General features: G+C 58.2%; 16 protein-coding genes. 6 read left to right on the top strand and 10 right to left on the bottom strand.

Annotation, left to right across the window (positions count from 1 at the left end):
- Nucleotides 1–45: 45 nt before the first annotated feature.
- The 3 genes from N6P30_RS04235 to N6P30_RS04225 form a co-directional block, all read right to left on the bottom strand.
- The gene (locus N6P30_RS04235; protein WP_023294658.1) at nucleotides 46–1,053 is read right to left on the bottom strand and encodes an LLM class flavin-dependent oxidoreductase; all 1,008 of its coding nucleotides are present in this window, start codon (nucleotides 1,051–1,053) and stop codon (nucleotides 46–48) included.
- A 79-nt stretch (nucleotides 1,054–1,132) separates the two neighbouring features.
- Nucleotides 1,133–2,011: a U32 family peptidase gene (locus N6P30_RS04230; protein ID WP_021242250.1), complete on the bottom strand. Its 879-nt coding sequence runs from the start codon at nucleotides 2,009–2,011 to the stop codon at nucleotides 1,133–1,135.
- Between the two features lie 7 nt (nucleotides 2,012–2,018).
- Nucleotides 2,019–3,014 (bottom strand): peptidase U32 family protein, encoded by a 996-nt coding sequence (locus N6P30_RS04225; RefSeq protein ID WP_023294657.1) that lies wholly within the window; start codon nucleotides 3,012–3,014, stop codon nucleotides 2,019–2,021.
- Nucleotides 3,015–3,225: 211 nt separating this feature from the next.
- Between N6P30_RS04225 and N6P30_RS04220 the strand changes: the two genes are divergently transcribed.
- Complete coding sequence (locus N6P30_RS04220) at nucleotides 3,226–3,750, top strand: SCP2 domain-containing protein (RefSeq protein WP_023294656.1); 525 nt, start codon at nucleotides 3,226–3,228, stop codon at nucleotides 3,748–3,750.
- Entirely contained in the window at nucleotides 3,744–4,247 is a 504-nt protein-coding gene (locus tag N6P30_RS04215; RefSeq protein WP_008501483.1) for a GNAT family N-acetyltransferase, read from the top strand. Before N6P30_RS04220 ends, N6P30_RS04215 begins: the two co-directional genes overlap by 7 nt.
- Here N6P30_RS04215 and N6P30_RS04210 read toward each other — a convergent pair.
- Nucleotides 4,234–4,563 (bottom strand): GIY-YIG nuclease family protein, encoded by a 330-nt coding sequence (locus tag N6P30_RS04210; protein WP_023294655.1) that lies wholly within the window; start codon nucleotides 4,561–4,563, stop codon nucleotides 4,234–4,236. The two genes, N6P30_RS04215 and N6P30_RS04210, sit on opposite strands and share 14 nt — an antisense overlap.
- 14 nt (nucleotides 4,564–4,577) lie before the next feature.
- On the opposite strand from N6P30_RS04210, the gene N6P30_RS04205 reads away from it, so the two are divergent.
- Nucleotides 4,578–5,012, top strand: a complete 435-nt coding sequence (locus N6P30_RS04205; RefSeq protein ID WP_021242247.1) for a YhbP family protein — start codon at nucleotides 4,578–4,580, stop codon at nucleotides 5,010–5,012.
- Here the strand turns inward: N6P30_RS04205 and N6P30_RS04200 are convergent.
- Nucleotides 4,992–5,510: a type 1 glutamine amidotransferase domain-containing protein gene (locus N6P30_RS04200; protein ID WP_008501486.1), complete on the bottom strand. Its 519-nt coding sequence runs from the start codon at nucleotides 5,508–5,510 to the stop codon at nucleotides 4,992–4,994. The genes N6P30_RS04205 and N6P30_RS04200 overlap by 21 nt on opposite strands.
- A gap of 128 nt (nucleotides 5,511–5,638) precedes the next feature.
- Here N6P30_RS04200 and N6P30_RS04195 point away from each other — a divergent pair, with 128 nt between their 5' ends.
- Together N6P30_RS04195 and N6P30_RS04190 are read left to right on the top strand one after the other, a co-directional pair.
- The gene (locus N6P30_RS04195; protein ID WP_023294654.1) at nucleotides 5,639–6,283 is read left to right on the top strand and encodes an NAD(P)H-binding protein; all 645 of its coding nucleotides are present in this window, start codon (nucleotides 5,639–5,641) and stop codon (nucleotides 6,281–6,283) included.
- A gap of 39 nt (nucleotides 6,284–6,322) precedes the next feature.
- Complete coding sequence (locus N6P30_RS04190; protein ID WP_023294653.1) at nucleotides 6,323–7,360, top strand: permease; 1,038 nt, start codon at nucleotides 6,323–6,325, stop codon at nucleotides 7,358–7,360.
- 65 nt (nucleotides 7,361–7,425) lie between these two features.
- Here the strand turns inward: N6P30_RS04190 and dolP are convergent, their stop codons facing one another.
- Genes dolP through N6P30_RS04170 form a run of 4 tightly spaced genes read right to left on the bottom strand, consistent with a single transcriptional unit; the run spans nucleotide 7,426 to nucleotide 11,141 of the window.
- Nucleotides 7,426–8,001: a division/outer membrane stress-associated lipid-binding lipoprotein gene (dolP, locus tag N6P30_RS04185; protein WP_008501489.1), complete on the bottom strand. Its 576-nt coding sequence runs from the start codon at nucleotides 7,999–8,001 to the stop codon at nucleotides 7,426–7,428.
- 9 nt (nucleotides 8,002–8,010) lie between these two features.
- Nucleotides 8,011–8,601 carry a DnaA initiator-associating protein DiaA gene (diaA, locus tag N6P30_RS04180; protein WP_003861754.1) on the bottom strand — a complete coding sequence of 197 codons (591 nt, stop codon included), beginning with the start codon at nucleotides 8,599–8,601 and terminating at the stop codon, nucleotides 8,011–8,013.
- A gap of 21 nt (nucleotides 8,602–8,622) precedes the next feature.
- Nucleotides 8,623–9,018, bottom strand: coding sequence for a YraN family protein (locus N6P30_RS04175; RefSeq protein ID WP_021242244.1), 396 nt, complete (start codon nucleotides 9,016–9,018; stop codon nucleotides 8,623–8,625).
- The gene (locus N6P30_RS04170; RefSeq protein WP_023294651.1) at nucleotides 8,976–11,141 is read right to left on the bottom strand and encodes a penicillin-binding protein activator; all 2,166 of its coding nucleotides are present in this window, start codon (nucleotides 11,139–11,141) and stop codon (nucleotides 8,976–8,978) included. The genes N6P30_RS04175 and N6P30_RS04170 overlap by 43 nt, the downstream gene beginning before the upstream one ends.
- A gap of 62 nt (nucleotides 11,142–11,203) precedes the next feature.
- Here N6P30_RS04170 and rsmI point away from each other — a divergent pair, with 62 nt between their 5' ends.
- Complete coding sequence (rsmI, locus tag N6P30_RS04165; RefSeq protein WP_023294650.1) at nucleotides 11,204–12,067, top strand: 16S rRNA (cytidine(1402)-2'-O)-methyltransferase; 864 nt, start codon at nucleotides 11,204–11,206, stop codon at nucleotides 12,065–12,067.
- Nucleotides 12,068–12,222: 155 nt separating this feature from the next.
- On the opposite strand, the gene garD is transcribed toward rsmI, so the two are convergent.
- Nucleotides 12,223–13,794 (bottom strand): galactarate dehydratase, encoded by a 1,572-nt coding sequence (gene garD, locus N6P30_RS04160; RefSeq protein ID WP_023294649.1) that lies wholly within the window; start codon nucleotides 13,792–13,794, stop codon nucleotides 12,223–12,225.
- Between the last annotated feature and the right edge of the window lie 22 nt (nucleotides 13,795–13,816).

Here is a 13,816-nt window from a genome sequence, read left to right as displayed (position 1 = left end):
GCGTCCCCGTAGGCCAGGTAAGCGAAGCGCCACCTGGCAAAAAGGCTACCCCACCAACTCCTCTTTCACCTGCATGGCCAAATCAAACGAATGCAAACGCGCCTGGTGATCGAAAATCTGGCCGTTAACCATAATTTCATCCGCTTGCGTTTCGCGCAGCACCGCGTCCAGCCCGTGACGCACTTTCGCTTTATCACCCACCAGCGACATGCTCAGCGCCTGCTGTACGCCATACTGCTCTGAAGCTGACCACAGCTGATGCATATTCTCCACCGGCGGCGGAAGCTGGCCCGTCTCACCGCGGCGCAGTTTCACAAACGCCTGCTGCATGGAGGTGAAGAGGAATTCCGCGTCGCGATTGCTGTCGGCGGCAATAATGTTGATACAGACCATCGCGTACGGTTTCTCAAGACGCTCGGACGGTTTGAAGTGCGTGCGGTAAAGATGCAGCGCCTGATGCAGCATATCCGGCGCGAAATGCGAGGCAAACGCAAACGGCAGCCCCAGCTGGGCGGCAAGCTGCGCGCTGTAGAGGCTTGAGCCCAGCAGCCAGACCGGGATCTTCTCGCCGTAACCCGGTACCGGGCGCACGTGCGGGTTCGGGTCACGCGCGTCGAACCAGTCCACCAGTTCGGCCACGTCGCGCGGGAAGTTGTCGATATCGCCGCTCATATGGCGGCGCAGGGCGCGCATGGTCGGCTGATCGCTACCCGGCGCACGGCCAATCCCTAAATCAATACGGCCCGGATAGAGGGTATTCAGCGTGCCGAACTGCTCGGCGATCACCAGCGGGGCGTGGTTCGGCAGCATCACGCCGCCGGAGCCCAGGTGCAGCGTGGTGGTGTTTGCCGCCAGATAACCAATCAGTACCGAGGTAGCGGCGCTGGCAATGCCCACCATGTTGTGGTGTTCGGCCAGCCAGTAGCGGTGATAGCCACGCTTTTCGGCCAGCTGAGCCAGATCCAGAGAGTGCGAAAAGGCTTCTCTTGCCGAGGAGCCTTGTGGGATCGGCGCCAGATCCAGCACCGAAAACGGAAGGGTTTTGTCAGTCATAACAGCTCACTTTGTCGACGGTGAATCTTTAATACTGCATTAAAAAATGATAACCGTTGTTAACAAAGTGAGCCTTTTTTTAAGCCTGAAGTTCCAGCCCGGCCAGACGCTTCCAGTAGCCGTTACAGTCGCTGTTTGCCGTCAGCGGCAGCGGAGCAGCGCCGTTTTCGTTAGCGCGGAAGGCGTCCAGCATCGCGAACACGCCGGTATCCAGCGGCGACAGGCGCACCATATCGACCAGCCCGTCCATCGACGCCAGCTCGTTGCCGAGGTTATAGACATAGCCGCTCATGGTCTGAATACCGTTGAGAACAAACACCTGCTGATTCTCCTGGGACAGCATGCTGCGCCCGTTCGGATACTTAATACAGCAGGTTTCGCACTCGTCTTTCGGACGGTCTTCCGAGCGTGCGGTAAAGCAGCGGGCGGAATAGGCCAGCGGCAGATGCCCGTAGCTCAGCACCTCCACTTCAAACTTGTTGCGAATGCCCAGCTCTTCACACTGCGTGAGCAGGTTTGCCAGCCAGTCGCGGGAGAGTTCCACCGGCATGCACCAGCGCGTCATCCCCTGTTTGAGCAGCAGGCGCAGGGTCACCGCATTGTAGCAGTTCAGGGCATGACCCGCGACAAACGGCAGCTTGCGCTCGGCACACATGTTCACCACGCCGAGATCGCTCGCTTCCAGCAGGAACTCGCCGTTCTCAACGTAGCGTTTCAGCTCGCCCAGTTCAGAAGAGGCCTGCACCAGCGCGAGCGTGGAAAGCACCACCTGTTTGCCGCTTCCCGCCAGGCTTTTCGCCATCTCCAGCCAGTCGCCCACTTTCGTCGCCCGGCGTTTGCTGCACACCGCTTCGCCGAGATAAATCACATCGGCGCTGCTGGTGGCGGCCTGCTGGTAAAAATCTTCCAGCGTCTCTTTTGGCCAGTAGTAAAGCACCGGCCCTAATGAATATTTCATGATTTTCTCACTGCCATTTACGGTGATACGCGCCCAGCGTGGTTTGCGTGCCTTCGGACATCGATCCGAGCGTTTCCATCCAGGCCTGCTGCGGCGCGTAGTGCTGCGGATCCGCCATGCAGCGGTCGATAGCCTGACGCCACACTTTCGCCACCTGGCTCACGTACGCCGGGCTGCGCTGGCGACCTTCGATTTTCACCGAGGCGATATTGGCCGCCAGCAGTTCCGGCAGCAGCTCCAGCGTGTTAAGGCTGGTGGGCTCTTCCAGCGCGTGGTAACGCTCGCCGTCTACCAGATAGCGGCCTTTACACAGGGTGGGATAACCGGCGTTTTCACCGTCCTGATAGCGGTCGATCAGCACCTCATTCAGGCGAGATTCCAGCCCCTGCGGCGTTTGCTGCCAGCGAACGAAGCGGGCAGGGGAGCAGGCCCCGACGGTATTCGGCGACTCGCCGGTCAAATAGGAGGAAAGATAGCAACGGCCTTCGGCCATAATGCACAGGCTACCAAAGGCAAAAACTTCCAGCGGCACTGGCGTGACGCGCGCGAGTTGCTTAACCTGATGAATAGAGAGTACGCGCGGCAGCACCACGCGGGCCACGTCAAAGTTTCGGTGATAAAAACGTACGGCCTCTTCGTTGGTGGCAGATGCCTGAACAGAGACGTGGCGCTCAATATGGGGATAGCGTTCTGCCGCATACTCAAGCATGGCGAGGTCGGCCAGAATCAGCGCATCGGCACCCAGCTGTGCCGCCATATCCACCGCGCGCTGCCAGCGGGCGTAGCCGTCAGGATGAGCAAAGGTATTGATGGCGATATGTAGTTTGCGGCGGTGCTGATGAACGAAGTTAACGGCTTCCTGAAGCTTTTTCTCCGTAAAGTTGAGGCCAGCAAAATGGCGGGCATTGGTGTCATCTTTCAGCCCGATATAGACCGCATCGGCCCCATTTTCGATGGCCGCCTTAAGCGCCGGAAGGTTTCCGGCAGGGCAGAGCAGCTCCATAATTTATCCTGATGTTGTCGATCGCAAAAATGTTAACGAGCTGGGATTTTAATTAACCCATACGCGACAATTTTTGATTTAAGGCAGCTAATGGCGTATTGATGGCACCAATAATGAGGTTGTCCGGACGACGGTTTGTTGATTTACGCCGCTATGTTATGCGTCGGATATGGCAAAATAGCAGGACTATAGATATCAGGGAGTAAAGCTCGTGCTGGATAAACTGCGTTCACGTCTCGTACAATTTGGCCCATCAATGCTGAGCGTGCCGGTAAAGCTGGCGCCGTTCGCGCTTAAACGTCAGGTGCTGGAGCAGGTCCTGAGCTGGCAGTTCCGCCAGGCGCTGCAGGATGGCGAGCTGGAATTCCTGGAAGGCCGCTGGTTGAGCATTGAGGTGCGTGACATCGGGCTGCGCTGGTTTACCTCCGTTGAGAATGACCAGCTGATCGTCCGCGAAGCCGCCGAGGCGGACGTGAGCTTTAGCGCCAACGCCAGCGATCTGCTGATGATTGCCGCGCGCAAGCAGGATCCGGATACGCTCTTCTTCCAGCGCCGTCTGGTGATTGAAGGCGACACGGAGCTGGGCCTGTACGTTAAGAATTTAATGGATGCCATTGAGCTTGAGCAGATGCCGAAAGCGCTGCGCGTGATGTTAATGCAAATGGCAGATTTCGTTGAGGCCGGGCTGAAAACCCCGCCGGACAGTAAACACACTTCAGTAGGTGAGCCATGCTGATTCGAGTCGAAATTGGGATTGATGCACCGGGTATCGATGCGTTATTACGCCGCGCTTTTGAGAGCGATGCGGAAGCCCAACTGGTCCACGATCTCCGTGAAGACGGCCTGATCACGCTGGGGCTGGTTGCCACCGATGATGAAGGTCAGGTGGTGGGCTATGTTGCCTTCAGTCCGGTCATCGTTCAGGGCGAAGAGCTTCAGTGGGTCGGTATGGCACCGCTGGCGGTGGATGAAAACTATCGCGGGCAGGGGCTGGCGCGCCAGCTGGTCTATGAAGGGCTGGATTCGCTCAATGAGTTCGGTTATGCGGCCGTTGTAACGCTGGGCGATCCGGCATTCTATGGCCGTTTGGGCTTCGAGCAGGCCGCGCATTACGATCTGCGCTGCCGCTGGCCGGGTACGGAATCCGCTTTCCAGGTGCACCGTCTGGCGGACGACGCGCTCAACGGCGTCAATGGTCTGGTCGAATACCACGACCATTTCAATCGCTTTTAATCAGGCTCTCGCGTAGCGCCTCAAAGGAGCCGTCTCCGGTCACGAGGCGCTCTTTCTGGCGCTTCGTCAGCTGTTTGATGCGGTATTCCAGCCTGAGCGCCAGCGATCGGTCACCGACGGGCGCCGAAAAGGCGAGCTGTAATTCTCCTTTCCCCCGCAGCGCTTTTGCCCCTTTCCCCGTTTGATGTTGTAAAAAACGCCGCGTCACATCGGTGGTGATCCCGGTGTAGAGTGCGTTATCAGCGGTTCGGACAAGATAGAGAAACCAGCACACGGTAAACAGATTCAGTATGTTAAGGTGAACGCACCATAGCATGAGAGAGAACGAAAATGGAAACACTGGCCGCCATTAACCGCTGGCTGGCGAAGCAGCACGTCGTCACCTGGTGCGTCTACAGCGAGGGTGAGATGTGGTGCGCAAACGCGTTTTACTACTACGATCCGGAGCGCGTCGCATTTTACGTCATGAGCGAAGACAAAACGCGTCATGCGCAGATGGCCGGTCAGCAGGCAAAAGTCGCGGGCACGGTAAATGGCCAGCCGAAGACAGTCGCGCTGATCCGTGGGGTACAGTTTAAGGGGGAAATCCGTCGCCTGGACGGAGAAGAGAGCGACGCGCGTCGCAAGCACTACACGCGCCGCTTTCCGGTCGCCGCTGCGCTAAAAGCCCCGGTGTGGGAGATCCGCCTCGATGAGCTGAAATTTACCGACAACACCCTGGGCTTTGGCAAGAAGCTGCACTGGTTACGCGCCGAGCAGGCGTAGCGCTTCGCGGTTAAACGCCGGGAGATCGTCCGGGGTCCGGCTGGTGATCAGCTGGTCTTTGTCGTTGACCACCTCCTGATCGTAAAACTCGGCGCCCGCATTTTTCAGATCGATAACGATCGGTTTCACCGCCGTGAGCTTACGCCCGCGTACAACCTCCGCGCTGATGAGCAGCTGCGGGCCGTGACAGATGGCAAAGACCGGTTTGCCGGTAGAGACAAAGTCCCGGGTGAAGGTCACGAAGCGCTCGTCTCCGCGCAGGGAATCCGGTGAATGGCCGCCGGGTAAAAGCAGGGCGTCAAAATCTGAGGGGCTCACGTTATCGATAGTCTCGTCGATGGTCACGCTGGCCTCGCCCTTATGGCCTTTCACCGTTTTGCCCGCCTCTTTTTCAATGGTGATGACCTCATGTCCTGCCTTGCGGAACGCCTCTGCAGGAGAGGTGAACTCTGAATCTTCAAACTCGTCGGTAATCAAGACTGCGATTTTCTTGCCCATGCTTCCTCCGTTGTTTTGGCTTCAGACTGATTTTTCTCCGCTTGTGGTAAATACTTACCTGTAACAGACTTCTAAGTGTGGTCGACGATGCCGAGTTCGCAAACGGACAATTCTGTAAAGGGGATACGATGAGTCAGGTATTGATTACCGGGGCTACCGGGTTAGTGGGCGATCATCTGCTGCGGCTGCTGATTCAGGATCGCCGCGTGAACTACATCGCCGCCCCGACGCGTCGACCGCTGGCGGACATCTCCGGCGTCTTTAATCCGCACGATCCCCAGCTGACGGATGCGCTGGCGCAGGTCCAGGACCCGATTGATATCGCCTTTTGCTGTCTGGGTAGCACGCGGCGGGAGGCGGGGAGCAAAGAGGCATTTATCCACGCCGACTATACGCTGGTGGTGGACACCGCGCTTACGGCGAAAAAGCTGGGAGCCAGACATTTTCTGGTGGTCAGCGCGCTGGGCGCCAGTGCCGGATCGCCTTTCTTCTACAACAAGGTGAAGGGCAAGATGGAGGATGCGCTGATTGCGCAGAAATGGGAGCAGCTGACGATTGTGCGCCCCTCAATGCTGATCGGCCACCGGGACGAGCGCCGCTTTAACGAGTCGATATTTGCCCCGCTGTTTCGGATCCTGCCCGGCAACTGGAAATCTATCGAGGCGCGGGACGTCGCGCGTGCGATGTTAAAAGAGGGACTGGCTCCGTCGAAAGCGGGCGTAAACATTATCCCTTCGGCAAAACTGCGTGAAATCGCGCAGGGCGAGGCGTAAACTCCCCCGGCTAATTACTCATACTCTCCGGGGAATGCTATGACTGGTCAGTCTTCATCTCAGGCGGCAACACCTGTTCAATGGTGGAAGCCCGCACTCTTCTTTCTCGTGGTCATTGTTGGCCTTTGGTACGTGAAATGGCAGCCGTATTACGGCAAAGCCTTCACCGCCGCCGAAACGCACAGCATCGGTAAATCTATTCTCGCTCAGGCGGATGCCAGCCCGCTTCAGGCGGCGTGGGACTATGCCATGGTCTACTTCCTTGCCGTCTGGAAGGCCGCCGTCTTAGGCGTGATCCTGGGCTCACTGATTCAGGTGCTGATCCCGCGCAACTGGCTGATGAAAACCCTCGGACAGCCGCGCTTTCAGGGGACGCTGCTGGGAACGATCTTCTCCCTGCCGGGCATGATGTGCTCCTGCTGCGCTGCGCCCGTGGCGGCAGGGATGCGCCGCCAGCGCGTGTCGATGGGCGGCGCGCTGGCGTTCTGGATGGGCAACCCGCTGCTCAATCCGGCGACGCTGGTTTTTATGGGCTTTGTCCTGGGCTGGCATTTCGCGTTCATTCGTCTGGTGGCCGGACTGCTGACCGTGCTGGTGGTGGCGACGCTGGTGCAAAATCTGGTGAAGGATAAGACGCCAGAGTCCGCGTCTGTTGAGCTGGACGTCAGCGAGCCGCAGGGCGGGTTCTTTGCGCGCTGGGGCAGGGCGCTATGGCAGCTTTTCTGGAGCACCATCCCGGTCTATATCCTGGCGGTGCTGGTTCTCGGGGCGGCGCGCGTCTGGCTCTTCCCGCATGCGGATGGCGCTATCGACAACACGCTGTTGTGGGTCATTGCGATGGCCGTTGCAGGCTGCCTGTTTGTGATCCCTACCGCCGCAGAAATTCCTATTGTTCAGACCATGATGCTGGCCGGCATGGGCACCGCACCGGCACTGGCATTGCTCATCACGTTACCGGCCATCAGCCTGCCGTCGCTGATTATGCTGCGTAAGTCATTCCCGGCGAAAGCGCTATGGCTCACCGCGGGGCTGGTGGCGTTGAGCGGGGTGATGGTGGGAAGTATTGCGCTTCTGTGAAAAACGCCCGGTGGCGCTACGCTTACCGGGCCTACAAAAAAATCCCCTCACTTGAGGGGATTTTTTTATTTAATGTAAGTAAACGCGGTGGTGACGTGCTTCACGCCGCTCACCCGGCTGGCGATATCGGCCGCCGCTTTCCCTTCACGTTCGGTCACCAGACCCAGCAGGAACACTTCACCGTTTTCCGTTGTCACCTTCACGTTAGAAGATTTCACCTGGTCCGAGCCCAGCAGCTGGGAACGTACTTTGGTGGTGATCCAGGTATCGGAAGAGGCATCACCCAAACCAATTGGCTTGCCCTGACGCACTTCGTTAAACACCTCTGTGGTCCCTTCAACGCCCATCGCAATCTGTTTCGCACGCGAGGCGAGCTCCATATTCGGCGCCTGGCCTGCCAGCAGCACTTTGCCCTGATAAGCCGTCACGTTGATACGCGCCTCTTTCTTGATCTGTTCGTCTTTCGACAGCGCACTGTTGACGCGCAGCTCCAGCGTACCGTCATCCACCTGTGTTCCCACAGTGCGCGGATCGGTTGCCGCTTTGGTGCCTACTGCGGCGGTACCCACAACGGCCGCAGCGATACATCCCTGAAGCAGTAATGCAGACATAAGGACTGCGAGGGTCGATAAAGCCTTCATAAGAACTCCTTAATCATCCTGGTGAGGGAAAAGCGTGTTATCGATCAAGTCACATAAGCAGTTCACCGTGAGCATATGCATCTCCTGTATGCGTGCGCTCCGGTGAGACGGAATGCGGATTTCCACATCCTGCGGCCCAAGCAGACCCGCCAGCTCACCCCCGTCATAGCCGGTTAAGGCCACGATTGTCATGTCGCGGGTGACGGCGGCTTCAACAGCTTTGACAATATCCCGGCTATTGCCGCGCGTGGAGATAGCCAGCAGCACATCTCCGGCATGACCCAGGGCTCGCACCTGCTTTGCATAAATTTCGTCATGCAGACGATCGTTAGCAATCGCCGTTAAGACCACATTATCGGTATTAAGTGCAATGGCAGGTAAACTGGGGCGTTCTGTTTCAAAACGATTGATCATGCTGGCAGCAAAATGCTGTGCGTTGGCGGCTGACGTGCCGTTGCCACAACAGAGGATTTTGTTGCCGTTTAGCAGGGATTGCACCAGCGTCATTGCGGCACGCGAGATAGCATCCGGAAGGGCTTCCGCCGCGGCAATCTGAGTCTGGATGCTTTCTGTGAAGCACACTTTAATTCTTTCGAGCACGTTATCCCTTTTAAATCTTAATTATGCGTCTTCGCCAAAAGCGTTTTTAAGCCATTCGATCTCATTTCCGGTGAAGGCTATCACATCGAACCGGCAATCCACAGTATCAAAACTCCCATTATGGCGGGCAAGCCACAAGTGGGCAGTCTGTAATAATTTATGTTGTTTGGCGAGCGTCACGCTGGCGGCAGCACCGCCAAAACGGGAGGACTGTCGAAAGCGCACTTCTACAAACACAATGACCTGACCGTCTTTCATGATCAGGTCGATTTCGCCACCACGTCCACGGACGTTGGCGGCGATAAAACGCAGTCCTTTGCCTTCAAGCCAGCGACGCGCCTTTAACTCCCACGCATCGCCGGTTTGTTTGCGGCTTAACTGGCCGGGACGATCTGCCCCTGCTGGTATTTGAGCCATGATAACTTCCTGTTAATCACACAATCCTGGGTCGCGGTCAGATCGCCGGTGTTGCCGTTAAGCTCGAAGCCCGGCACCTGACGCATCTGGGTAAAGTGGTTTGCCAGCGCCCACGCATCAACCCCCATCGCATACAGACGCGCCAGAGAGTAATCGTTACGCACCGCGCTCAGCGCCTGCTGCATCAGGGATGGATTGCTGCCGGCCAGCATCGGGATTTCGCTGTACTGCAGACCGTCCATTTCCAGACGGAAATCCGGGCCTGCGGTGCCCTGTGCGCTGCGGGAGCTGGCGTAGAGCGTTGCGCCGCTCTGGCTGCCGTTACGCATCGCAATCATCGGTTTGATAAAGGCGATCTCCTGCGGCGTGGCAACGATATAGGCCGCATCCACTTTACCGCCACCGCTAATCTGCGCGTCGGTTGGCGGCGCAGGGATCGTCAGGCCGCCAATCGTCACGCCCTGCTGCTGTGGCAGGCTCGCGGTGACCGGGCTACCGTTAAGTGCGATACCCGCCCCGCCGTTTACGCCTGCGCGCAGTTCAGAGACGGAACCGAATTTCTGCTGCAGCACCACGCCGCCGCCCAGCTTCTGCCACTCATCGGCAAAGGCATTGGCCACGCGATCGCCCAGCGTGCTGCGTGGGATGAGCAGCAGCGGAGCCTGCTTACCCTGCTCGTGAATATGACGCGCCGCATCGCGGGCTTCATCTTCTGGAGAGAGCGCGAAGTAGCAGATATTGGCCCGGTTCTGAACCTGCTCTGGCTGGTTGAGCGCCAGCACGTTCAGCGTGGTATTGCTCTTCATCAGCTCTTCCACGTTGTTCTTCAGCAGCGGACCGACAACGATGCTCGCCCCGTCCTGCTGTACCTGCGCCAGCACCTGGTCAAGCGGCTGCGAGCTGGTGTCGTAGATTTTCAATTCAGCGCCCGGGTTGGCGCTGGTGGTTGCCACGGCCTGCGGCTGCGCGGCAGGTTGAGCCGCGGGTTGTGCAGGCTGCTGTTGAGGCTGTTCTGCTGTTGTGGCAGGAGCTGGTGCCGTTTGCGTCTCGGCCGGAGCCTGGGCCGCAGGTGCTTCTGTAGCCGGTGCAGCTTCAGCTGGAGGCGTCGTCGGGGCCGTCACAGGGTTTTGCATCGTGCCCTGCGCTGGCGCTTGCGCCGTGGTCAGGTCGCTGGTCTCTGCGGCGGATGGGCTGACAACATCATTATTCACATTAGCCGCCTGGGCTGCCTGTGCGGGAACGGCGCTGCCGGCTACCGACGTCGTGCCGTTTTTCGCCGCTTCAAAACCCTGCTGAATGGTACGTCCAAACACCGCCGCCTGGCCGTTGAGCGGCAGAAGCAGGGCGATTTTGCTGGTGGACGCTGGCTTAAAGTTCTGCACGTTCACCAGCTGGGTTGGCAGCATTTTCGCGCCCGGGTTTTGCGGGTAGCGCGTCTGCCAGTCCGTAATGCCGGCTTTCAACATTTTTGGATCGCTGCGGTTGTTAAACCACATCTGCTGCAGATCCAGCCAGCCCTGCAGGACGTTTTCATCCGCGTTGATGACCAGCGCCTGCGCCTGTTCCTGCGTCATCGACGCCAGCGCTTGCCAGGTGGCATCAATATTTTTCTGCTTATCAGCACCGCCAAGCAGCGGCTCTTGCGCGACGAGCGCGCGGAGCAAGGTCAGCGAAGGGCGTCCCTGCTCAGCGGTAATACCCGCCTGCCAGAAGCGCGCCTGCTGGTTTTTATCCAGCGCGCTTACGTCGATATCACCGAGGATCTTCTTCGCCGCGGCGTAATCTTTCAGCGCGACTTTCAGCTCGGCAGAGAGCAGGCTCTGCTCGCGACGCTGTGCGTCGTTAAGATCTTTTGGCAACTGGTTAAACAGTTCGGCTGCCCGCTGGGTTTTACCCTCTTTCAGCAGTGCACGAATGGCGAGTAATTGCCAGTTGGTCTTGGTATCATTTGAACTCTGCGACATTTGTTGCAGATAAAAGCCAGAATCAGCCTGAGCAGAACCCTGGAGATGGGCGGTGCTCTGGTCAGGTGCCTGAGTGCCACAGCCTGCAAAGATCAGGGCTGCCAGCAGAAGCGGCACGCTGCGCGTGGCTTTTTTTCGAAGAAACGTTAACGGTACCATACTGTATCCAGTGATTTTTTTTACGCAATGCTCAATATTAAATCGGCAATACGGACGAAACAATGAAACAACACGAAACGGCAGATAATTCTCAAGGCCAGCTTTATATTGTACCTACTCCTATCGGGAATTTGTCTGATATTACCCAACGTGCGCTCACCGTACTGCAAGCTGTTGATTTAATTGCTGCTGAAGATACCCGCCACACCGGCCTGCTGCTGCAACATTTCGCGATTAACGCCCGTTTGTTTGCCCTGCACGATCACAATGAGCAACAAAAAGCCGAAACGCTGGTGGCGAAGCTGAAAGAGGGGCAGAACATTGCTCTGGTCTCCGATGCCGGTACGCCGCTGATCAACGATCCGGGCTATCACCTGGTGCGTACCTGTCGCGAAGCCGGTATTCGGGTTGTGCCCCTGCCGGGCCCGTGCGCCGCGATTGCGGCGTTAAGCGCCGCAGGTCTGCCGTCTGACCGTTTCTGCTATGAAGGCTTTCTGCCTGCTAAATCCAAAGGCCGCCGCGACGTCTTAAAAGAGCTGGAAGCGGAACCGCGCACCCTGATTTTCTACGAATCCACGCACCGCCTGCTGGAGAGCCTGGAAGATATGGTGACCGTCTGGGGGGAAGGCCGCTACGTGGTGCTGGCGCGCGAGCTGACCAAAACCTGGGAAACCATCCACGGCGCACCGGTGGGCGAGCTGCTGGCGTGGGTGAAGGAAGACGAAAACCGCCGCAAGGGTGAAATGGTGCTGATCGTCGAAGGGCACAAGGCGGAAGAAGACGCCCTTCCTGCCGACGCGCTGCGCACGCTGGCGCTGCTGCAGTCGGAACTGCCGCTGAAGAAAGCCGCTGCGCTGGCGGCAGAAATTCACGGCGTGAAGAAAAATGCGTTGTATAAGTATGCGCTGGAGCAGCAGGGGGAGTAAGGCATCCCCTGCCGGTTTTTGCCGGGTGGCGGCTACGCCTTATCCGACCTACGGATCGTTATGTGTCTTTTAGCTAGCAGGTATCGCCTCAACCTGGAAGGTTTGCGGCGTGTCCGACGGGTTACCTAAATGCGGGATAGATGTGGGACGGAAAATCACGTCACCGGTGCCGGGTTAAACACCGCCAGCTGATTATGCAATCCCCATTGGTCCGAGAAGGTTTTCTTTCGCCCGCTGGCGACATCCAGAATGAAGTGGAACAGCTTCCAGCCCACGTCCTCAATGCTCTCTTCTCCGGTGGCGATGGTGCCCGCGTTAATATCCATTAAGTCATACCAGCGGTTTGCCAGCTCGGTGCGGGTCGCCATCTTGATCACCGGCACCGCCATCAGGCCGTACGGCGTGCCGCGCCCGGTGGTAAAGACCTGTACCGTAATGCCGGATGCCACCTGCTGCGTGCCGCACACAAAATCGCTGGCCGGCGTTGCGGCGTAGATAAGGCCGCGTTTCGTCGGGCGCTGGCCCGGAGAGAGCACTTCTGCAATGGCGCTCTGCCCGGATTTGGCAATAGAGCCGAGGGCTTTTTCCACCACGTTTGCCAGGCCGCCTTTCTTGTTGCCCGGAGACGGGTTGGCGCTGCGGTCGGTTTTGCCCATATCGAGATAGTTATCGTACCAGGCCATCTCCTCAAGCAGTCGCTTGCCGACCTCTTTATTAACGGCGCGCGGCGTCAGCAGATGGATGGCGTCACGCACTTCAGTCACCTCGGAGAACATCACCGTGGCGCCGCAGCGTACAAGCAGATCGGATGCAAAGCCCACCGCCGGGTTGGCCGTCACGCCGGAGAAGGCATCGCTGCCGCCGCACTGGGTTCCGACCACCAGCTCCGACGCCGGGCACGTTTCGCGCTGGCGGCGGTTGAGCTTGTCCAGATGGCGTTCTGCTACCTGCAAAATATCGTCGACCATTGAGCGGAAACCGACGTGGCGTTCGTCCTGCAGGCGCACGATACTGGCCTCGTCTGTCGGAATGGCTTTGACATCTTCCGTGCCTTGCAGCAGGCGCTCGGGCTGGAGCTTTTCACATCCCAGGCCAATGACCATCACCTCGCCGCCAAAGTTGGGGTTCAGAGCGATATTGTGGATGGTGCGGATAGGCACCACCGCAGCGGGCGCGTTAATCGCCACGCCGCAGCCGTAGAGGTGGTTCAGTCCCACCACGCCGTCGACGTTCGGGTATTTTGGCAGCAGATCGCGTTCGATGATTTTCACCACGTAATCCACGACGCCCGCCACGCAGTGCACGCTGGTGGTAATGCCGAGCAGATTTTTAGTGCCGACGCTGCCGTCCGCATTGCGATAGCCTTCAAAGGTATAGCCTTCCAGCGGGGGAAGCGGTTCCGGCACGCGGGTTGCCAGCGGAAGCGTGTTCAGCGGCGGCGCTTCTGGCAGCGCCACCAGCGACTCCTCCACCCAGCTTCCCTGCGGTATCGAACGAACGGCATAGCCGATGACTTCACCGTAACGCACAATTTCGCTTTCAGCAGGGATATCCACCAGGGCGACTTTGTGTCCCTGCGGAACATGCTCAGTCAGTTCCAGCCCGTCCGGGAAGCGGGTTCCTGCTTTTAAGCCATTGTCGTTGACGATAATCGCCACGTTATCGGCGTCGTGCACTTTTATATAAAACGCCGTCGGCGGTGCCTGTCGAATTTCAATGTCGGCCATTGGTCAGTATTCTCCAGCAAAA

It is taken from the genome of Enterobacter sp. PL1, from assembly GCF_945957325.1.
Taxonomy (GTDB): Bacteria; Pseudomonadota; Gammaproteobacteria; order Enterobacterales; family Enterobacteriaceae; genus Enterobacter; species Enterobacter roggenkampii.
This window is presented reverse-complemented; position numbering and strand designations above follow the sequence as displayed.